We start from the raw sequence: 18,710 nt of genomic DNA on the forward strand, positions 1-18,710 counted from the left end.
CACGGGGAGAGGGAGCAAAAACTAAAAACGGCAACCGACGTTGCCGTTTTGCTTTTACCTTACGCCCGCCATACGTTTCTTACCGATAAACAGCCAGCCCAGCCCCAGCGCGATAAACCACAGCGGGGTGACGATCAGCGCCTGACGGGTATCTTCTTCCAGCGTCAGCAGCACCAGCACGAAGACGAAGAACGCCATGCATACCCAGCACATCAGCTTGCCCAGCGGCATCTTGTAGATCGACTTCTCATGCAGGTGTGGACGCTGTTTGCGGTACACCAGGTACGAGCACAGGATGATGGTCCAGACGAACATGAACAGGATCGCAGAGACCGTGGTAATCATGGTGAATGCGCCAATCACGCTCGGGTTGACGTAGAGCATCACCACGCCGCCCAGCAGGCAAATGCAGGAGAAGGTCAGCCCTTTCGCCGGCACCGCGCGTTTAGAGAGTTTGGCAAACGCGCTCGGGGCAACGCCTTCCTGCGCCAGGCCGAACAGCATGCGGCTGGTGGAGAACACGCCGCTGTTCGCCGATGAAGCCGCGGAGGTTAGCACCACAAAGTTAATCAGGCTCGCCGCCGCCGGCAGGCCGACCAGTACGAACAGCTCGACGAACGGGCTCTTGGTTGGCACTACCGAACTCCACGGCGTCACGGACATGATGATAATCAGCGCGAACACGTAGAACATGATGATACGCAGCGGAATGGAGTTGATCGCGCGCGGCAGGGATTTCTCCGGATCTTTGGTTTCCGCCGCCGTGGTACCGACCAGCTCAATGCCGACAAACGCGAATACCGCAATCTGGAAACCGGCAAAGAAGCCGCTAATGCCTTTCGGGAACCAGCCGCCGTCATTCCACAGATGGGCAAACGACGCCTGAACGCCGGTTGGCGACTGGAAGTGCGTCAGCACCATCACCAGCCCGACGACAATCAGCGCGATGATGGCGACAATTTTGATCATCGCGAACCAGAACTCCATTTCACCGAACATTTTAACGGTGGCGAGGTTGAGGCTCAGCAGCAGGACAATCACCGCCAGCGAGGCCACCCAGTCCGACAGGCCGGGGAACCAGAACTGTGCGTAAGCCGTAATGGCAACGACGTCCGCCATACCGGTAACGACCCAGCAGAACCAGTAGGTCCAGCCGGTAAAATAGCCCGCCCACGGGCCGAGCAGATCCGACGCGAAGTCGCTGAAGGATTTGTATTCGAGATTCGAGAGCAGCAGTTCGCCCATTGCGCGCATCACGAAAAAGAGCATAAAGCCGATGATCATATAAACGAAGATGATCGACGGCCCGGCAAGACTGATGGTTTTGCCCGAGCCCATAAACAGCCCGGTGCCGATGGCGCCCCCAATGGCAATAAGCTGAATGTGACGGTTTGTGAGATTACGCCGTAGCGACTGTTCAGATGTCGCCTCTTCTGCGGCGGCGACTTTGACCTGATCTACCATGTTATATTTTCCTGTTTATGCCTGTCTGTGTTGTTAAGGCTCTGTTGGCCTTTAAATACGCCAAATAAATGACGGTCCCTTTGTAAGGGCTTATCGATAGTAGGTAAGAATCGGCGGGATGAATACTATGAATTGAATATTATGTTAATAATATGTTGAAAGTGAGTGTCATATCACTCATACAGCGCGAAACAGCTCACAAAAATACACGCAACAGTTTCGTTTGCAACATAAAATGTTGATTCCGTCGTAACTATAGGTTTTATCGCTATTTTCCTCTCCCCGTGCGGAGAGAGGAAAATAAGAAAAGCCGATTACAGGATTTCCAGCAGCTCGACTTCAAACACCAGGGTGCTGAACGGCGGAATGGACGCGCCAGCGCCGCGCTCGCCGTAAGCCAGGTTATGAGGGATGGTCAGTTCCCATTTGGAGCCTACTGGCATCAGGGTTAATGCTTCGATCCAGCCAGCGATAACGCCGTTAACCGGGAACTCAGCCGGTTCGCCGCGCGCTACGGAGCTGTCGAACACGGTACCGTCAATCAGCTTACCGGTGTAGTGGACGCGAACGTGGTCGGTACGAGCCGGGATTGCGCCGTCACCCTGGTTGATCACGCGGAACTGCAGGCCAGACTCGGTGCTGTTCACGCCTTCACGCTCGCGGTTCTCTTCCAGATATTTCACGCCTTCTGCCGCCATCTCTTCGAAACGCGCGCGACGTACGGCGTCAGCACGTTCGTGGATTTCACGCAGCGCACGGTGCACAACGTCTACCGGCACGGCTGGCTGCTTGCCTTCCAGCGCATCAGCGATACCCGCCACCAGCGCTTCCGGTAACAGACCTTCCAGGCCGGATTCGCTCAGCTGCTGTCCTACCTGCAAGCCGATGCCGTAGCTTGCCTGCGCTTCGATAGTGTCAAAAGTCGGGGTGGTCATGGGTTTTCCTTCCATCACATTTAAAGTAGCGGGCAGCATATCAGCCATGCCCTTATGGGTAAAACTTTGTCTTAAGTAAAGGTGACAAACTGCGGCGAAACGGAAACAATAGTAGCCGTCAGGATTTTCCCGAATATATGTCACGAAAGCTGGCTTTGTTACGCCCATCAGGCAGTTAGCAAACTACACTTCTCAGGACAGGATAAAAAGACGCGGAGCAGGAGGAGAGCCATGCCCGGGCGATTTGAACTGAAACCTACCCTGGCGAAAATCTGGCATGCGCCGGATAACTTTCGCATCATGGACCCGCTGCCGCCTTTGCACCGCAGGGGCATTATCATTGGCGCGCTGCTGATCGTCATCGGCTTCCTGCTTCCTTCCGGCGGTGACAGCGGTGATACCGCGCCGGTTAGCCGGAATGCCGAGCTGGATATTCAGTCGCAAAGCCGGCCGCAGCCCGATTCACAGCCGATGCAGACGCAGCTGGTTACGCCATCTAACGATCCGGGCCAGGTTGCGCCAGTTGAGCCTGAGCCCGTTCAGGACGATCAGGAGCAGGCCGCCGCCCCTTCTGAACCGCAGGCTCAACAGCCTACCGGCATCGAGCAGCAGTGGCGCTCGTATCGCGTCGAGTCGGGGAAAACCCTTGCCCAACTGTTCCGCGACCATAATCTGCCCGCGACGGACGTGTATGCCATGGCGCAAGTCGAAGGGGCAGGCAAGCCGCTCAGCAACCTGCAAAATGGTCAGATGGTGCAGATCCGCCAGAATGCCAGCGGCGTGGTGACCGGGCTGACGATTGATACCGGGAACGGTCAGCAGGTGCTGTTTACCCGCCAGCCGGACGGCAGCTTTATCAGAGCACGGTAGTTTGCAGGCCGGGTAAGGCAAAGCCGTTACCCGGCGAAAATTCTCAGGCGTTCCGCTTATTTACCCACCATATCCCCGAACAGACCAGCACCAGCGCAATCGCGTATTTGATGTCCAGAATGTTTTCGCCGAGAAAAATGGCGGAGAGCACCGTCCCTGCCACAGGGATGACAAAGTTGAACGGGGCAATCATGCTTACGCGGTTCACCTTCAGCAGCGCGCTCCACAGGGCGAACGCCACCGATGAAAGCAGCGTCAGATAGCCCAGCACGGCGGCGGCCTTCATGCTGTGCACCTCCAGCGTCCCGCCCGTAGCATAGCCACCCGCAACCAGTGCCGCCCCGCCTATCCCCAGCTGCCAGCCGGTCATTACCGTCGGGTCAACGGTCTGGGAGATCCGCTTTCCGTAAAGCGTGGCGGCAGAGAGAATAAAGGCCGCCAGCACCACGAAACCGTCACCTTGCCAGACAAACTGGAAATCACTTAACCCGCTGTGGAAGTTTACCAGCATCACCCCGGCAAACCCGAGAATGCAGCCCAGCGTTTTGTTATAGCTGAGCTTGTCGTTGTGATAGATAAAGTGCGCCAGCAGCACGCTGAAGAAGGTGCCGGTGGCGTTCATGATGGAGCCATTCACGCCCGTCGTGTAGGCCAGGCCAATATAAAAGAAGGTGTACTGAACGGTGGTCTGGGTCAGCCCGAGGATCGTTAGCTGGCCAAACTGCGTGGGGGTGAGCCTGCCAATCGGTTTTCGCTGGGCCAGGGCAAACAGCAGCAGTAGCGCACCGGCAAACAGAAAACGGTATCCGGCAAACACCACCTTGGACGGGATATCATCGGTCGCGATCTGAAAGAGTTCGTAGCCACTTTTTATGGCCGGGTACGAGCTACCCCAAAGCAGACAGCAGAGCGTGGCGCAGGCATAGGCCACATTTCGACGGGCAAAGACGGGCGTGGGTAGAGCGGTGTCCATGACTAATCTCATAAATAAAATTGCGTTTCAATTTATTATCAGAGAATGCGTCAGGAATAGCGACCTTACAAGAGCAAAAGATGATGCAGGGTCACGCTAAAAAGCAAAACGCCGGCACAGGGCCGGCGCTTCGACGTGAGCAGAGTAAAAATTACTCAGCTACAACGTTAACAACCAGTTTAGCGAACACTTCGCTGTGAACCTGGAAGTCAACTTCGTGCTCACCAGTGGTACGCAGAACGCCGTTCGGCATGCGAACTTCGCTCTTAGCCACTTTAACGCCTGCTGCAGTTACTGCATCAGCGATATCGCGGGTACCGATGGAACCGAACAGTTTACCTTCGTCGCCAGCTTTAGACGCGATAGTAACGGTGCCCAGTGCGTTGATTGCTTCAGCGCGAGCGTTAGCAGCCGCCAGAACGTCAGCCAGTTTGGCTTCCAGTTCAGCACGACGTGCTTCGAAAAACTCTACGTTTTTCTTAGTAGCTGGAACAGCTTTACCCTGTGGTACCAGGAAGTTACGAGCGTAACCCGCTTTAACGTTTACCTGATCACCCAGGCTGCCCAGGTTTGCTACTTTATCAAGCAGAATAACTTGCATTACCTTATCCTCTTAAAGTCGTATTAATGGACCGTGCCCGATTACTGATGACGATCAGTGTACGGCAGCAGAGACAGGTAGCGAGCGCGTTTGATAGCGCGAGCCAGCTGACGCTGATATTTTGCACGAGTACCGGTGATACGGCTTGGGACAATCTTACCGCTTTCGGTGATGTAGTTTTTCAGCGTTGCGATATCTTTATAGTCGATCTCTTGAACGCCTTCCGCGGTGAAACGGCAGAACTTGCGACGACGGAAATAACGTGCCATATGGCTAGTCTCCAGAATCTATCAAATCAATCTGCTCGGCATGCAGAACCATTTTGCTCAGACCGTTCTTTGCCTTGTGGCAAGAAATGAACCCCTGAACGATTACTGCGCTACCGACCGTTAAACTGTGAGTAATGGCCTGGTTTTCGTGTCCGCTAATAATTACGGGCATTTGGCACCACGCCTGCCGGTGAAACCCGGCTTCCTCTTGCACAGAACGATGCTCAAGCACGAACTGGCAATGCGGAATTCCTGATGGACTGACCTTTCGAAGGGGGGTCCTGCACACGGTACCGGACAACACCAGACGGTTGGTCATCAGAAATTACTCTTCAGAATCCCCAGCATCAGAATCATCTGCGGTTTCGTTTGCGAAATCATCGCGACGTTCACGACGCTCGTCTTTCGCTTTAACCATCGGAGATGCTTCGGTAACTGCGTGCTTAGTACGCATAACCATGCTGCGGATAACGGCATCGTTGAAGCGGAAGGTAGTTTCCAGCTCATCGATCACTTCCTGCGGAGCTTCAACGTTCATCAGAACGTAGTGAGCTTTGTGCAGTTTGTTGATCGGGTAAGCCAGCTGACGGCGGCCCCAGTCTTCCAGACGGTGGATCGTGCCTTCTGCACCAGTGATGGCAGCAGAGTAACGCTCGATCATGCCCGGAACCTGTTCGCTCTGGTCAGGGTGGACCATAAAAACGATTTCGTAATGACGCATCGAATTGCTCCTTACGGATTATTCAGCCTCCTGTCTGGGTCAGCCGAGGCCCGGGGAGGCAAGGAACGTGTTAAAGGTCGGCTGAAAAATTGACGCGTCATAATACTTGCGCCCCCCGGGAAACTCAAGCTGATTGCACAAATAATTCGCACAAAGCGCGAAGCGGGTCTAAGTGGGTGATTTAAAATCGCTCATATCTGAAGTGCTGTTTTTTTGAACAACACCATCAGAAATGGTCACTCATCGCTGACAGAGAAGCGATTACACTTTAAGCAAAGACCATATAAACCGGGAAGGAGAGCAGCAACCGTATTACCGCAGCATGCAGTCGTGGAGCGCAAATCATGAAAAACATCGCAATCGCCATTATGGCTGCGCTTTTGCTCAGTGCAAACGCGATGGCAGCCATCAGGATAGACAGCCAGCAGGCCAGAAACATGGATGATGTGCAGAGCTTAGGCGTAATTTACATCAATCATAACTTCGCCACCGAAAGTGAAGCAGATCGGGCGCTTAATGAAGAAACCGACGCCCGGGGCGCAAAATACTATCACGTCATGCTGACGCGTGAGCCCGGCAGCAACGGTAATATGCACGCCAGTGCAGATATTTACCAATAACGCTTTATCGCCAGCACCAGGAAAGCCAACGAGACAGAGCAACAACCAACCAGCACCCTGCACGGGGGCTTTTTTATGAATGGCTCCGGAATACCACCGGTTACAGCTGTTTCGGTATTCCAGAGCGCATATTTACTTCTGCCCGTAATAGGCATTCGGGCCGTGCTTACGCATGAAATGCTTGTTCATCAGATAATCATCAATGCCCTGAAGCTGTGGGTTAATGCCGCGGGCAATCCACGCCATTCTTGCCACCTCTTCCATCACCACCGCGTTATGCACGGCGTCGTGCGCATCCTTACCCCAGGAGAACGGACCGTGCTGGTACACCACAATACCCGGCGTATGCAGCGGTTCCGTCTCCCCCAGCGTTTCGATAATCACCCTGCCGGTGTTGAGCTCGTACTCGCCTTCTACCTCAGCCTGCGTTAGTGCTCGCGTGCACGGAATGTCTCCGAAGAAGTAGTCCGCGTGCGTCGTGCCCAGCGCCGGGATGGCCAGGCCAGCCTGCGCCCAGGCCGTGGCGTGCGTAGAATGCGTGTGCACGATACCGCCCAGCGACGGATAACGCTGGTAGAGCGCCAGATGGGTAGCCGTATCCGAAGAAGGACGCCATTTACCCTCAACCACGTTTCCTTCGAGGTCAACCACCACCATATCGTCTGCTTTCATGGCGTCATATGCCACGCCGCTCGGCTTAATCACCACCAGCCCCTGCTCGCGATCGATGGCGCTCACGTTGCCCCAGGTGAACGTCACCAGACCATAGCGAGGAAGATCCATATTGGCCTCAAAGACCTGCTGCTTCAGCTTACGCATGTTCCGCCTCCAGTAAGCCCGCCCGCGCCATGCGCTCGCGCACCCAGTCCCGGGCTTTCGCCACTTCCGCCGCCGGATCGTCCGAGGTTTCGCTCCACATCTCAATCAGATAGGGCCCGCAATAACCTGTCTGTTTGAGCGTCTCAAAGCAACGTTCGAAATCCACTACCCCGGTGCCGAACGGCACATTTTTAAACACGCCGGGACGGGTATCTTTGACGTGCACCGCCACGATATGCCCGACGCCCGCCTGTAGCTCCATCTGCACGTCGTTATCCCATGCCGACAGGTTGCCGATATCCGGATAGAGCTGGAACCACGGGTTATTCAGATAGTGCGCGTAGCCCAGCGCCTTGCTGATGGAGTTCATCAACGGGTAGTCCATGATCTCCATTGCCAGCGTCACCTGCGCGCGGCTTGCCATGTCGACGCTCTCTTTCAGGCCGTCACGAAAACGACGCCGCGTTTCGTCGTTGGCCTCCTGATAGTAAACATCGTAACCCGCCAGCTGGATCACGCGGATGCCGACATCCTGCGCAAAGCGGATAGCTTTCCGCATGATCTCCAGCCCCTGCGCGCGCACGGCATCATCTTCGCTGCCGAGAGGAAAGCGGCGGTGAGCGCTCAGGCACATGGACGGCACGCGCACGCCGGTCTCGGCAATGGCGCTCACCAGCGCCAGACGCTGTTCGCGGCTCCAGTCCAGGCGCGAAAGGCGCTCGTCCGTCTCATCCACGGACATTTCGACAAAATCAAAGCCCAGCCGCTTCGCCAGCTGTAGCCGCTCCAGCCAGCACTCCCCCGCCGGGAGTGCCTTTTCATAGATGCCAAGCGGGACCTGTTTTGACAACATACCCGCTCCTTAGCCCCAAAGCTGAGCGATCGAGCGTTTGAACTGGCGCGCCGCTTCCACCGGAGACGCCGCGTCGCGAATGCTACGACCGGCAATAAAGACGTGAATTGGAATACCCTTGAACAGCGGCAGATCTTCCAGCGCCAGGCCACCGGTTACGGTCACCTTGAAGCCCATATCGGCCAGGCGTTTGATCGCGCTGATATCGGCTTCGCCCCACGCCACGCCGGCGGCCTGCGCATCACGGCTGCGGTGATAAACCACCTGCTGGATGCCCGCTTCGCGCCACTCCTGCGCCTGCTCCCAGGTCCAGAAACCGGTCAGTTCAATCTGCACGTCGCCGTTGAACTCTTTGGCCACGTCCAGCGCGCCTTTGGCCGTGTTGATATCCGCGCAGCAGATGACGGTGACCCAGTCGGCGTTGGCTTCAAAACACATGCGTGAGAGAATTTTGCCCGCATCGGCGATTTTGGCATCCGCCAGCACGATTTTGTGCGGATAGAGCGCTTTCAGGTCGCGAACCGCGCGAACGCCCTCGCCCACGCACAGAATGGTGCCCACTTCGATAATATCCACCTCTTCCGCAATCAGGCGGGTGGTTTCGTAGGCGTGAGACAGAGTCTGGTTATCCAGCGCGACCTGCAACATTGGTAATGACATTTTCAATTCCCTCTTAAACTGCCGCCGCAGTGGCGTTATCAATTAAATCCAGCACGTCCTGCGCGGTACGGCAGGCGCGTAAACGGTCAAAATTAGCTTCATCATCAAACAGGTTAACGATCTGCATGATGCCCACCTCCTGGTGGGTATTGGCATCAACGGCCGCCATGGTGATCAGGATGTCGACCGGGTCGTTATCTTCGTGGTTGAACACCAGCGGGGTTTTCAGCGTCACCAGCGCAAAGCCGGTTTTCTTGACGCCCTCTTCCGGACGGCCATGCGGCATTGCGAGGCCCGGGGCAATCACAAAGTACGGGCCGTGCTGCGCCACGCCATCCAGAATGGCCTGGTAATAACGCGGCTCGACAACGTCCGCCTTGACCAGCAGATCCACGCTCAGCTTCACCGCTTCCTGCCAGGTGCTGGCTTCGGCCTGTAGAAGAATGGAGTTATTCTCTGCCAGCGAATCACGCAGCTTCATGTGTCGCCCTCACTTCACGTCTTGTGGGAAGTGTTCTTTGATCACTTCCAGCAGTTTTGGCCCGAAATCCGCAGGCGACAGCATATTGCGCACGCCTACCACATATTTGTTGCCCGACACGCTGATCTCACCGGCAATGTGAGTTGAAGCGATAATGATGTCCGCGCCGTTCAGTTCACTTTTGTATTCACCCACTGCGCAGCTGTTCACCGTGTGGTCAATGTTTGACTGGGTTAAAAACTGATCCACTTTCATTTTCATGATCATGGAGCTTCCTTGCCCATTGCCACACACAGCCAGGATACGTACGGTCATAATCGAAACTCCTTAATGAGCAGAAACTTCTGCTGTTTGTTTTTCCGAATCTTCTTCAGCCCGCAGCGAACGGCCAGCGAAGAACATATAAGTCAGTGCAATCAGGATGATGACGGTCATAAAGGCCAGCCCGACGGAGGCAAAGCCCTGCATCATTGGCGGTGCCAGAATTGACCAGTCCGCCATGCCCATCCAGGCGCTCATACCGGTGAGCTTGACCGCCCACACGCAACCAAAGATTTCAACCATGCCCATGACCAGGCAGATCTTGAGCGCAGCGCGCCAGCCGCCGAAGTGGTTAGCAAACACGCCGATAGTGGCGTTGGAGAAGAACATCGGGATAAAGCCTGGAATAATCAGGATGGAGGAGCCGCAGCCCACCAGGATGCCAACTGCAATCAGCTGGCCAATGGTGCCCCACATGAACCCCCACACGACGGCGTTTGGCGCAAAGCTATAGATAGCCGCACAGTCAATCGCCAGCACCGCGCCAGGGATCAGGCGCTGAGAGATACCGTTGAACGCTTCAGACAGCTCGGCGACGAACATACGCACGCCCTGAGTGATGATGAAAATAGCCACGGCAAAGGAGAAACCGGTTTGCAGGATATAGACCGTCCAGTGGGTTTTACCCGCCATCGCCTGCACCACGTCAATGCCGAAGGAGAGGAGAATGGCCCCGAAGAAGATAGTCATTACAATCGCCGTTGAGACGATGTTGTCGTGGAAGATGTTCAGCCAGCCCGGCAGCTTGAGGTCTTCAACGCTCTCCTCTTTTTTGCCCAGATACGGCGCTACTTTATAAGCTATCCAGGAGGCGAACTGCTGCTGGTGACCGATGGAGAAGCCGCAGCCGTCAGTGACCTCCTGCGTTGGCTTGTACATCATGTTGGAGGTAATGCCCCAGTAAAGTGAGACCAGCACAGCGGTGCAGATAACCGTGGTCCACATTGGGTAGCCAAAGATATAGAGCGAAACCGCAATCAGCCCCGCCTGCTGGAACATGATGTGCCCGGTGAGCATGATGGTGCGAATACCGGTGATGCGCCGCAGGAGCACATAAATAATGTTCAGCGCCAGCGCCAGCAGTACCGCATATCCAACCCAGCTGTACGCATCCCCCATGCGATCGATAGTGGCCATCATGGACGCGTAGGTATCAGAGATGGCGCCGTTAATGCCGTACACCTCCGACATTTTGGCAACCACCGGCTTAAAGGTGCTGGTCAGAATGCCAGACCCCGCCTGCAGCAGCATAAAACCAATGATGGTTTTGATGGTGCCTTTGATAATCACGCTGACGCTTTTGCGCAGCAGGATGTACCCCAGGCACGTCACGATACCCAGCAACAGCGGGGCGTTGGTCATTACCTGATTAAAGAAAACGGTAAAGACGTTGTAGAGGATCTCCATAACTCTCTCCAGAAAATGAGAACACGCGAGGCAATCCCTGCGTGGTTGGTGCCTTCACTCTATTAATCACAAATAATCACCACAAGATTGCATTTGATTATTTGTGACGTATCACGCAATTTATTTCCCTGGTATCAGTAATGATTTTCACTACCGATTGAAAAATATTAATTAATTCTTAAAATTCAGCATATTAATGATACTTAGAGGTTATCTTAACAATGCTAAGACGTTTTTTCCGTGATGCAGCGAGGGGAGTTTTCCGCAAGATAGTCATTGCAAACCGATTAAAACAGTGTCAGCATTAATCATAACACGTCATTATATGATTACTTTTGATTAAAAGCAGGAGCTAAACCGATGAGTAAAGTGAAAACCATCACCCGTGAGTCATGGATTCTGAGCACCTTTCCGGAGTGGGGTAGCTGGCTGAACGAAGAGATTGAGCAGGAACAGGTTGCTCCCGGCACGTTTGCAATGTGGTGGCTGGGCTGCACCGGTATCTGGCTGAAATCTGAAGGCGGCGCCAATATTTGCGTCGATTTCTGGTGCGGCACCGGTAAACAGAGCCACGGCAATCCGCTGATGAAAAAAGGCCACCAGATGCAGCGCATGGCCGGCGTGGAAAAACTTCAGCCGAACCTGCGTACCACGCCGTTTGTTCTTGATCCCTTTGCCATTCGCCAGATCGATGCCGTTCTTTCTACCCACGATCATAACGATCACATTGATGTGAACGTGGCGGCAGCGGTAATGCAAAACTGCGCTGACGACGTGCCGTTTATCGGGCCGCAGACGTGCGTGGATTTATGGATTGGCTGGGGAGTGCCAAAAGAGCGCTGCATCGTGATGAAACCGGGCGACGTGGTCAAAATCAAAGACGTTGAAATTCATGCGCTGGATGCCTTCGACCGCACCGCGCTGATTACCCTGCCCGCCGACCAGAAAGCCGCAGGCGTACTGCCAGACGGCATGGACGAGCGTGCGGTGAACTACCTGTTCAAAACCCCTGGCGGTTCCCTGTATCACAGCGGCGACTCTCATTACTCCAACTATTACGCGAAGCACGGTAACGAGCATCAGATTGACGTGGCGCTCGGCTCTTACGGTGAAAACCCGCGCGGTATTACCGACAAAATGACCAGCGCGGATATGCTGCGCATGGCGGAAGCGCTGAATACCAAGGTGGTGATCCCGTTCCACCACGATATCTGGTCGAATTTCCAGGCCGATCCGCAAGAGATCCGCGTTCTGTGGGAGATGAAAAAAGATCGCCTCAAGTATGGCTTCAAGCCGTTTATCTGGCAGGTTGGCGGCAAGTTCACCTGGCCGCTGGACAAAGATAATCTTGAGTACCACTACCCGCGTGGCTTCGATGATTGCTTTACTATTGAGCCAGATCTGCCGTTCAAGTCCTTCCTCTGATTGTGAAGCCAAATCGCCAGACCCTGTGTCTGGCGATGTCGTATTTCTTTTAGTAATTTCACGCTATTTCAAATATCATCTTTTCAAATCAATTCTTATCGGAATAGCTCATGACGGAAGCGCAACGGCATCAAATTTTACTGGAACTCCTGGCGCAAACCGGGTTTATCACCGTCGAGAAAGTGATCGAACGTTTAGGGATCTCCCCCGCCACCGCGCGGCGGGACATCAACAAGCTGGATGAAAGCGGCAAGCTGAAAAAAGTCCGCAACGGCGCAGAGGCCATTAGCCAGCAGCGTCCACGCTGGACGCCGATGAACATCCACCAGGCGCAGAATCACGATGAAAAGGTGCGGATTGCCCGGGCAGCGTCACAGCTGGTGAACCCCGGTGAAAGCGTCGTGATCAACTGTGGCTCAACGGCATTTCTGCTGGGTCGGGAGATGTGCGGCAAGCCGGTGCAAATCATTACCAACTATCTGCCGCTGGCCAATTATCTCATTGACCAGGAACATGAAAGCGTGGTGATCATGGGTGGCCAGTACAACAAGAGCCAGTCCATTACCCTCAGCCCGCAGGACAGTGAAAACAGCCTCTACGCCGGGCACTGGATGTTTACCAGCGGCAAGGGGCTGACCGCAGAAGGTCTCTATAAGACGGATATGCTCACCGCCATGGCGGAACAAAATATGCTTAACGTGGTGGGCAAGCTGGTGGTGCTGGTGGACAGCAGCAAGGTCGGTGAGCGCGCCGGGATGCTTTTCAGCCGCGCCGAGCAAATCAGCATGGTGATCACCGGCAAAAACGCCAACCCTGATATCCTCAGCAAGCTTGAGGATCAGGGCGTTAAGGTGCTTCGCGTCTAAAGATGCTGGCGGAAAAATGCGACGGTCGCATCCAGCGCCGCGGGCGTAATGCGGTGCCGGACGCCGGCTCCCCACAGGCAGGTCAGATTGCCATCCAGCCCTTCGCGCTGTAGCGCCTGCTGCAGACGGAACGTCTCGCCGGGCGGGACCACGTCGTCGGCATCGCCATGCCACAGCAGCAGCGGGCGATCGGCCAGCTGCGGGAGCGCATGGCTGACGTCCCACTCGGATAGCAAAGCCTCAATCTCCTGAGGCCCCTGCGGCGGGAACAGCGTCTTTACCAGTGAGGTAAAATAGCCCGACCCCATCAGGCACGCCACGGACGTCACTTCAGGATGTCGGGCCATGATCCCCAGCGCCGTCATTCCGCCCATCGATGCGCCCGCTACCGCCAGCCGTTTCCCCTCCACCAGCCCGCCCGACAGGAGCGCGTCGCGCAGCCCGGCAAACTCGGTCAAGCTGCCGTGCAGCGTTTGCCAGAACAGCCCCTGCCGCGCCTGTTCATCACCCGTAAAGCGGGCGCCATGATTTGGCGCATCGGGCATGACCACACGAAAACCGGCCTGCGCCAGCGCTACGGCAAAATAGCTGTAGACCAGCTTAGAGGAGAGAAAGCCGTGATAAAAAACCACCGTCGGCAACGGTTGTTCAGCTTTACCTGTCGGAAATGCATGAATGATTTCATGGTCACCAAGGCGCCGGGTTTCAATTTCAATCATTGTCGATCCTGAACTGATGAATGATTCATAATGTTGAGAGCTGGATTACGGTTTCGCGATATTTTCATTCGAAATCTACGCCCCAGATAACACTTCGGGAACATTCCCCCAAAACTAAATTCGCAGACAACTACACTATGGCTATCAGGAAAAGAGACAGGTTTATGCGCAGGCTTACCGCTTTATTGCTGGTCTCACTGCTTAGCGGATGTTCCGTACTGCAGGGTACGCCAGAACCGGCTCCACCGGTTACCGATCGTCCTCAGGAAATTCGTCGTAACCAGACGGAAGGATTACAACGTCTGGGTTCCGTCTCCGCGATGGTTCGCGGTTCCCCGGATGATGCAGAAGACGCAATCGAAGCACAGGCCGTCGCCGCAAAAGCAGATTATTACGTCATCACGATGATTGATGAAACCATTATTACGGGACAGTGGTACGCACAGGGGATTTTGTACCGCAGGTAAGCATCATCATTTAAACGACTTTTACACTGCTTTGCGTCCGTAGACATTTTCCTGTCCACAATAAACTCCATGCCAGCAACAATGGAAATGAGTTTATTCGCGAAGGATTGCCCGGCGGATACCGGAGACACGTGAAAAGGAGCTGACGATGAAACGAACCCTTGCCTTAACGACGTTATTACTTTCAGCAGGCCTGCTGAGCACCACGGCGCAGTCAGCCGAATTTGCCAGCGCTGATTGTGTCACTGGCCTGAACGAAATTGGTCAGATCTCCGTGACGAATATTACGGGGAGCCCGCAGGACGTTGAACGTGTCGTGGCCCTGAAGGCGGACGAACAGGGCGCCTCCTGGTATCGCATCGTCCAGATGCAGGAAGACCGCCATATTAACCACTGGCGGGTCCAGGCCATTCTTTATGCATAACTTCCTCCCGATAAAAGCCACTTAATTTTAGTGGCTTTTCGTATTTGCAAATTTTTTATCCTCTCTGAAACCAAATAAAAACAACAATGTAACATCCAGTTACATTAAAGTGATAAACGTTCGCTTCGCTCTGCCGTTGAACAGCCATACCTTTTCAATGATGAGCAATTTATGATCACTTTCTTCCACCGGGCGGGCCTGGGCACGAAGCTATCGCTGCTGACAGGCGCGGGTGTCGCCACGCTTTTTTTGCTGTTCACCTTTCTTCTCAGCCACAAAGCCAGCCAGCAGCTCGAAGATTTAGCGGTTGAAGACCTGCACAATCAGTCTACCGGCATGGTGGATATGGTGCAGATGTTCAACACCAGCCTGAGCGAAGAGGTCGAAAGCTATACTCGCCTGTTCACCACCTTTTTGCCGCAGCCGCTGAATAGCGACGGCAGCCAGAGCCGGACCATCAACGGGCTTACCGTTCCCCTGCTCAAAGGTGGGGAAACGGAACTACACGAGAACAATACGCTTTCTGATGACTTCCTGAGCCGTACGGGGGCCATTTCGACGCTGTTTGTCCGCAGCGGTAATGACTTTATCCGCGTGGCGACGTCGCTGCGCAAAGAGAATGGGGAACGCGCGATCGGAACCGTGCTCGACGCCACCGGCCCGGCGTTCGCGGCGGTAACCAAAGGGGAAGTCTATCGTGGGCTGGCGCTGCTGTTCGGTAAGCGCTACATCACGCAGTACCAGCCCGTTAAGGATCCGCAAGGCCAGGTTATCGGGATTATCTTTGTCGGCGTGGACATCACCCATTCGTGGAACGTCATGCGCGAGAAAATCCTGAACCGTCGTCTGGGCGAGAGCGGTCGCTTCTTTGTACTGGACCGCAGCAATGGCAAAACGCGCGGACAGTACCTGTTCCACGCCACCGAAGAGGGTAAGCTGCCGAACTGGGACGCCGCCACACAGCAGCAGCTTCTGGGTGATAAACCCGGCACGCTGGAACGCGTGAGCGCGGATGGCCGTACGCTAAAAGTCGCCTATACGCCGCTGCCGGGCTGGAACTGGACCATCGTGGGTGAAGTGGATAAAGCCGTGCTGCTTTCAAGCGTGGCGACCCTGCGCGATCGCTTCCTGCTGGCGGGCGTGGCGCTGTCTGCACTCTTCGCGGGCCTGTTCGTTCTCATCATTCGCCGGATGCTGACCCGCCCGCTGCGCGGGGTAATCGATCTTGCGCGCCAGTATGCCGCAGGCGATCTTCGCGCCAGCCTGCCGGTAACGCGTCAGGATGAGGTCGGCCAGCTGGTTGACGCCATTAACGGCATCGGGGATGGCCTGCAAAAAATTGTGCTGCAGGTTCGCGAGGCCGCCGGCGAGATCCATCAGGGCACTAACGCGCTGGCCTCAGACACTGGCGAGATTTCTGAGCAAATCAACAAGCAGGCCAGCAGCGTTGAGGAAACGTCTGCCAGCATGGAGCAATTAGCCGCGACCGTGCAGCAAAACGCCGCCAACATGGAGCAAACGCAGCAGCTGGTGGGAGAAACTTCGCGGGCTGTACACCACGGCGGAGAGACGGTAACGCACGCCGTATCAACCATGGATGATATTCGCGACGCATCGAAACGTATCGAAGACATCACCCGCGTGATTGAGTCCATCGCTTTCCAGACCAATATTCTGGCACTCAATGCGGCGGTTGAGGCGGCGCGGGCAGGCGAACACGGCAAGGGCTTTGCCGTGGTGGCGCAGGAGGTGCGTGCCCTGGCGGCGCGCAGCGCCAATGCGGTGAAGGAGATTGAGCAGCTGATTGGCGACACGCTGAACAAGGTGAGCGAAGGCCATGCGCTGTCTGAACAGACGCGCCTGGCGATGGACTCGATCATTGTCCATATCGATAACATCAGCCAGCTCGTTACCGAGATCAACCACGCGTCCCGCGAGCAGTCTGCGGGGATTGGCCAGGTGAATCTGGCGATGACGCACATCGGGGAGGCCTCGCACATTAACGCCGATCGCATCTCACGCAGCGAGCAGACGGCGCAAACGCTGCGCGAGAAGGGCTCCCACCTGACCAGGCTGGTAAGCCTGTTCCAGCTGAAGGGTTAACCGACTCTGCCCGTGGCGCGCAGCAGCAGGTCATTTTGCACCTGCTCGCTCAACAGCGTTCCGCCCCGGGCATCCAGCATCATGCGGCACCACGCCTGCGCCACGGGCGGCGATGCGTGCCGCAGCATCTGACTTCCGGCGCCGAGTAAAAAGAGCTGCTGGACGATCTCCCTGCCCTGCGCCTCCTGCGGTTTACGCAGCTTCTGCTGCAGCTGCCGCCAGCTGCGATCGAAGTGTCTGTCCTGGCCTTTCACCTGCGCAAAATCGTCGGTGAGCAGCTCGAGAATGCCCGGCTGCTTCGCCAGCACGCGCAGGACGTCCAGACACATAATATTGCCTGAACCTTCCCAGATGCTGTTAACCGGCATTTCACGGTACAGCCGCGGCAGCTCGCTCTCTTCGCAATAGCCTGCGCCGCCCAGCACCTCCATCGCTTCCGCCACAAAGGGGATACCCGCTTTGCAGACGCTGTATTTAGCCGCCGGAGTAAAAAGCCGTGCCCATGCGGCTTCCTGCGCGTTTTCACGTTTGTCCCACGCGCGGGCCAGGCGGAACAGCAGCGCCGTGTGTCCCTCCAGCACCAGCGCCATACGGCCTAGCACCTCGCGCATCAGCGGCTGATCGACAAGGTTTTTACCGAAGGTCTGGCGCTGATGGGCATGATAAAGCGCCACCGAGAGCGCCCGGCGCATCAGTCCGTGGCTGCCCAGCGCGCAGTCAAAGCGCGTCAGCCCGCCCATCTTCAGGATTTGCCGGACGCCTTCGCCCTCTTCGCCCAGCAGCCAGCCGGAAGCATCAAGGAACTCCGCTTCACTGCTGGCGTTCGAGCGGTTGCCGAGCTTATCCTTCAGACGCTCCAGGCGAACGGCATTACGCTGGCCGTCAGGCAGGAAACGCGGGACAAAAAAGCAGGATAAACCGCCTTTCGCCTGCGCCAGCACCAGGTGCGCATCGCTCTGCGGCACGGAGAAAAACCATTTGTGGCCCACCAGCCGGTAACTGCCATCGCTGCATTTTTCTGCTTTGGTGGTATTGCTGAGAACGTCCGATCCGCCCTGCTTTTCCGTCATCCCCATACCTATCAGCAGGCCGCGCTTTTGGGCGCCCGGCGCAAGATGGGGATCGTAGCGATCGCTCATCAGCGGCGTAAGCCAGTCATGAAAGGGCGCGGGCAGCGACTGCTGCAACAGCGGCGTGGCGGCAAAGGTCATGGTCACCGGGCATAACGTCCCGGCCTCCACCTGAGCATGAAGCACGAAGCGCGCGGCCCTGGCGACGAAAGATCCTTTTCGCGCCGCCTCCTCCCACGCCAGGTTGTGGACCCGGTTAGCGCAAAGCCCCTGCATCAGAAGATGCCATGCCGGATGAAAGCGAACGTCATCCAGCCGCTCTCCCGTAGCGTCATAACGCAGCAGCTCCGGCGGGTTAACGTTCGCCAGCCTGCCCAGCTCCAGCGACTCCGCCGTGCCCAGCTGCTGTCCGATGCTGGCAAGAAGTTCCATATCCCATTCAGCCCCTTCGCGCGCAACCGCATCGCGCAGGGCGCAGTCAGAGAGAAAAAGGTTACTGTTCGAAAGCGGCGCGGGTTGATTAAAAACGGTATGCGTCTGCCAGTGCATGCTGTCTCCCTCCTTTCATTGGCAATTAGCGTAAGTATGGACAGGGCGCGTGAACGCTGCATGGGAGGGGGGTCACACGATGGCGATCGCACT

General features: G+C 55.9%; 22 protein-coding genes. 7 read left to right on the forward strand and 15 right to left on the reverse strand.

Translation table 11 applies throughout. From position 1 onward, the window contains the following. Positions 1-54 precede the first annotated feature (54 nt). Together cycA and fklB are read right to left on the reverse strand one after the other, a co-directional pair. Entirely contained in the window at positions 55-1,464 is a 1,410-nt protein-coding gene (cycA, locus tag MOQ06_RS15515) for a D-serine/D-alanine/glycine transporter (RefSeq protein ID WP_148421891.1), read from the reverse strand. Positions 1,465-1,778: 314 nt separating this feature from the next. Then, the gene (gene fklB / locus MOQ06_RS15520; protein WP_008502892.1) at positions 1,779-2,399 is read right to left on the reverse strand and encodes an FKBP-type peptidyl-prolyl cis-trans isomerase; all 621 of its coding nucleotides are present in this window, start codon (positions 2,397-2,399) and stop codon (positions 1,779-1,781) included. Positions 2,400-2,630: 231 nt separating this feature from the next. On the opposite strand from fklB, the gene MOQ06_RS15525 reads away from it, so the two are divergent. Further along, complete coding sequence (locus MOQ06_RS15525; RefSeq protein WP_193354878.1) at positions 2,631-3,269, forward strand: OapA family protein; 639 nt, start codon at positions 2,631-2,633, stop codon at positions 3,267-3,269. A gap of 43 nt (positions 3,270-3,312) precedes the next feature. Here MOQ06_RS15525 and MOQ06_RS15530 read toward each other — a convergent pair whose 3' ends face one another. The 5 genes from MOQ06_RS15530 to rpsF all read right to left on the reverse strand — a co-directional run bounded on the left by MOQ06_RS15530 (position 3,313) and on the right by rpsF (position 5,833). Continuing rightward, a complete protein-coding gene (locus tag MOQ06_RS15530) occupies positions 3,313-4,242 on the reverse strand; it encodes a DMT family transporter (protein WP_242173879.1) in 930 nt (309 codons plus the stop codon). Between the two features lie 151 nt (positions 4,243-4,393). Further along, positions 4,394-4,843: a 50S ribosomal protein L9 gene (rplI, locus tag MOQ06_RS15535; protein ID WP_006810372.1), complete on the reverse strand. Its 450-nt coding sequence runs from the start codon at positions 4,841-4,843 to the stop codon at positions 4,394-4,396. 41 nt (positions 4,844-4,884) lie between these two features. Further along, a complete protein-coding gene (rpsR, locus tag MOQ06_RS15540; RefSeq protein ID WP_000135199.1) occupies positions 4,885-5,112 on the reverse strand; it encodes a 30S ribosomal protein S18 in 228 nt (75 codons plus the stop codon). 4 nt (positions 5,113-5,116) lie between these two features. Next, positions 5,117-5,431 (reverse strand): primosomal replication protein N, encoded by a 315-nt coding sequence (gene priB / locus MOQ06_RS15545; RefSeq protein WP_003856035.1) that lies wholly within the window; start codon positions 5,429-5,431, stop codon positions 5,117-5,119. A 6-nt stretch (positions 5,432-5,437) separates the two neighbouring features. Next, positions 5,438-5,833, reverse strand: a complete 396-nt coding sequence (rpsF, locus tag MOQ06_RS15550; protein ID WP_003856034.1) for a 30S ribosomal protein S6 — start codon at positions 5,831-5,833, stop codon at positions 5,438-5,440. A gap of 344 nt (positions 5,834-6,177) precedes the next feature. Between rpsF and yjfY the strand changes: the two genes are divergently transcribed. Continuing rightward, positions 6,178-6,453, forward strand: coding sequence for a DUF1471 family protein YjfY (yjfY, locus tag MOQ06_RS15555; RefSeq protein ID WP_148421885.1), 276 nt, complete (start codon positions 6,178-6,180; stop codon positions 6,451-6,453). 132 nt (positions 6,454-6,585) lie between these two features. On the opposite strand, the gene MOQ06_RS15560 is transcribed toward yjfY, so the two are convergent. The 6 genes from MOQ06_RS15560 to ulaA are packed head-to-tail and all read right to left on the reverse strand — an operon-like array spanning position 6,586 to position 10,994. After that, positions 6,586-7,272 (reverse strand): L-ribulose-5-phosphate 4-epimerase, encoded by a 687-nt coding sequence (locus tag MOQ06_RS15560; protein ID WP_242173881.1) that lies wholly within the window; start codon positions 7,270-7,272, stop codon positions 6,586-6,588. Further along, positions 7,265-8,125 carry an L-ribulose-5-phosphate 3-epimerase gene (locus MOQ06_RS15565; protein WP_148421883.1) on the reverse strand — a complete coding sequence of 287 codons (861 nt, stop codon included), beginning with the start codon at positions 8,123-8,125 and terminating at the stop codon, positions 7,265-7,267. Before MOQ06_RS15565 ends, MOQ06_RS15560 begins: the two co-directional genes overlap by 8 nt. A gap of 9 nt (positions 8,126-8,134) precedes the next feature. Beyond that, positions 8,135-8,785, reverse strand: a complete 651-nt coding sequence (ulaD, locus tag MOQ06_RS15570; protein WP_028015985.1) for a 3-keto-L-gulonate-6-phosphate decarboxylase UlaD — start codon at positions 8,783-8,785, stop codon at positions 8,135-8,137. Positions 8,786-8,798: 13 nt separating this feature from the next. Next, a complete protein-coding gene (gene ulaC, locus MOQ06_RS15575) occupies positions 8,799-9,266 on the reverse strand; it encodes a PTS ascorbate transporter subunit IIA (protein WP_003856024.1) in 468 nt (155 codons plus the stop codon). Between the two features lie 9 nt (positions 9,267-9,275). Then, on the reverse strand, positions 9,276-9,581 hold the full coding sequence (gene ulaB / locus MOQ06_RS15580) for a PTS ascorbate transporter subunit IIB (RefSeq protein WP_003856022.1): 306 nt from the start codon (positions 9,579-9,581) through the stop codon (positions 9,276-9,278). 12 nt (positions 9,582-9,593) lie between these two features. After that, on the reverse strand, positions 9,594-10,994 hold the full coding sequence (ulaA, locus tag MOQ06_RS15585; RefSeq protein WP_242173883.1) for a PTS ascorbate transporter subunit IIC: 1,401 nt from the start codon (positions 10,992-10,994) through the stop codon (positions 9,594-9,596). 360 nt (positions 10,995-11,354) lie between these two features. On the opposite strand from ulaA, the gene ulaG reads away from it, so the two are divergent. Further along, a complete protein-coding gene (gene ulaG / locus MOQ06_RS15590) occupies positions 11,355-12,419 on the forward strand; it encodes an L-ascorbate 6-phosphate lactonase (RefSeq protein ID WP_023299142.1) in 1,065 nt (354 codons plus the stop codon). A gap of 110 nt (positions 12,420-12,529) precedes the next feature. After that, positions 12,530-13,285: an HTH-type transcriptional regulator UlaR gene (gene ulaR / locus MOQ06_RS15595; RefSeq protein WP_148421879.1), complete on the forward strand. Its 756-nt coding sequence runs from the start codon at positions 12,530-12,532 to the stop codon at positions 13,283-13,285. Here the strand turns inward: ulaR and yjfP are convergent. Next, a complete protein-coding gene (yjfP, locus tag MOQ06_RS15600; protein WP_242173885.1) occupies positions 13,282-14,004 on the reverse strand; it encodes an esterase in 723 nt (240 codons plus the stop codon). The genes ulaR and yjfP overlap by 4 nt on opposite strands. Before the next feature lie 137 nt (positions 14,005-14,141). Here yjfP and bsmA point away from each other — a divergent pair, with 137 nt between their 5' ends. The 3 genes from bsmA (at position 14,142) to MOQ06_RS15615 (ending at position 16,998) form a co-directional block, all read left to right on the forward strand. Then, positions 14,142-14,471, forward strand: coding sequence for a biofilm peroxide resistance protein BsmA (bsmA, locus tag MOQ06_RS15605; protein WP_148421875.1), 330 nt, complete (start codon positions 14,142-14,144; stop codon positions 14,469-14,471). 148 nt (positions 14,472-14,619) lie between these two features. Beyond that, positions 14,620-14,895, forward strand: a complete 276-nt coding sequence (yjfN, locus tag MOQ06_RS15610) for a DUF1471 family protease activator YjfN (protein WP_148421873.1) — start codon at positions 14,620-14,622, stop codon at positions 14,893-14,895. 171 nt (positions 14,896-15,066) lie between these two features. After that, entirely contained in the window at positions 15,067-16,998 is a 1,932-nt protein-coding gene (locus MOQ06_RS15615; protein WP_242173886.1) for a methyl-accepting chemotaxis protein, read from the forward strand. Here the strand turns inward: MOQ06_RS15615 and MOQ06_RS15620 are convergent. Next, on the reverse strand, positions 16,995-18,617 hold the full coding sequence (locus MOQ06_RS15620) for an isovaleryl-CoA dehydrogenase (RefSeq protein WP_148421870.1): 1,623 nt from the start codon (positions 18,615-18,617) through the stop codon (positions 16,995-16,997). The genes MOQ06_RS15615 and MOQ06_RS15620 overlap by 4 nt on opposite strands. Positions 18,618-18,710: the final 93 nt, after the last annotated feature.

The organism is Enterobacter sp. I4, assembly GCF_022669095.1.
Taxonomy (GTDB): Bacteria; Pseudomonadota; Gammaproteobacteria; order Enterobacterales; family Enterobacteriaceae; genus Enterobacter; species Enterobacter pasteurii.

What these genes read in the sequence shown, in the direction of transcription:
- cycA (WP_148421891.1), bottom strand. Translation starts at nt 1,464, where the DNA reads ATGGTAGATCAGGTCAAAGTCGCCGCCGCAGAAGAGGCGACATCTGAA.
- fklB (WP_008502892.1), bottom strand. Translation starts at nt 2,399, where the DNA reads ATGACCACCCCGACTTTTGACACTATCGAAGCGCAGGCAAGCTACGGC.
- MOQ06_RS15525 (WP_193354878.1), top strand. Translation starts at nt 2,631, where the DNA reads ATGCCCGGGCGATTTGAACTGAAACCTACCCTGGCGAAAATCTGGCAT.
- MOQ06_RS15530 (WP_242173879.1), bottom strand. Translation starts at nt 4,242, where the DNA reads ATGGACACCGCTCTACCCACGCCCGTCTTTGCCCGTCGAAATGTGGCC.
- rplI (WP_006810372.1), bottom strand. Translation starts at nt 4,843, where the DNA reads ATGCAAGTTATTCTGCTTGATAAAGTAGCAAACCTGGGCAGCCTGGGT.
- rpsR (WP_000135199.1), bottom strand. Translation starts at nt 5,112, where the DNA reads ATGGCACGTTATTTCCGTCGTCGCAAGTTCTGCCGTTTCACCGCGGAA.
- priB (WP_003856035.1), bottom strand. Translation starts at nt 5,431, where the DNA reads ATGACCAACCGTCTGGTGTTGTCCGGTACCGTGTGCAGGACCCCCCTT.
- rpsF (WP_003856034.1), bottom strand. Translation starts at nt 5,833, where the DNA reads ATGCGTCATTACGAAATCGTTTTTATGGTCCACCCTGACCAGAGCGAA.
- yjfY (WP_148421885.1), top strand. Translation starts at nt 6,178, where the DNA reads ATGAAAAACATCGCAATCGCCATTATGGCTGCGCTTTTGCTCAGTGCA.
- MOQ06_RS15560 (WP_242173881.1), bottom strand. Translation starts at nt 7,272, where the DNA reads ATGCGTAAGCTGAAGCAGCAGGTCTTTGAGGCCAATATGGATCTTCCT.
- MOQ06_RS15565 (WP_148421883.1), bottom strand. Translation starts at nt 8,125, where the DNA reads ATGTTGTCAAAACAGGTCCCGCTTGGCATCTATGAAAAGGCACTCCCG.
- ulaD (WP_028015985.1), bottom strand. Translation starts at nt 8,785, where the DNA reads ATGTCATTACCAATGTTGCAGGTCGCGCTGGATAACCAGACTCTGTCT.
- ulaC (WP_003856024.1), bottom strand. Translation starts at nt 9,266, where the DNA reads ATGAAGCTGCGTGATTCGCTGGCAGAGAATAACTCCATTCTTCTACAG.
- ulaB (WP_003856022.1), bottom strand. Translation starts at nt 9,581, where the DNA reads ATGACCGTACGTATCCTGGCTGTGTGTGGCAATGGGCAAGGAAGCTCC.
- ulaA (WP_242173883.1), bottom strand. Translation starts at nt 10,994, where the DNA reads ATGGAGATCCTCTACAACGTCTTTACCGTTTTCTTTAATCAGGTAATG.
- ulaG (WP_023299142.1), top strand. Translation starts at nt 11,355, where the DNA reads ATGAGTAAAGTGAAAACCATCACCCGTGAGTCATGGATTCTGAGCACC.
- ulaR (WP_148421879.1), top strand. Translation starts at nt 12,530, where the DNA reads ATGACGGAAGCGCAACGGCATCAAATTTTACTGGAACTCCTGGCGCAA.
- yjfP (WP_242173885.1), bottom strand. Translation starts at nt 14,004, where the DNA reads ATGATTGAAATTGAAACCCGGCGCCTTGGTGACCATGAAATCATTCAT.
- bsmA (WP_148421875.1), top strand. Translation starts at nt 14,142, where the DNA reads ATGGCTATCAGGAAAAGAGACAGGTTTATGCGCAGGCTTACCGCTTTA.
- yjfN (WP_148421873.1), top strand. Translation starts at nt 14,620, where the DNA reads ATGAAACGAACCCTTGCCTTAACGACGTTATTACTTTCAGCAGGCCTG.
- MOQ06_RS15615 (WP_242173886.1), top strand. Translation starts at nt 15,067, where the DNA reads ATGATCACTTTCTTCCACCGGGCGGGCCTGGGCACGAAGCTATCGCTG.
- MOQ06_RS15620 (WP_148421870.1), bottom strand. Translation starts at nt 18,617, where the DNA reads ATGCACTGGCAGACGCATACCGTTTTTAATCAACCCGCGCCGCTTTCG.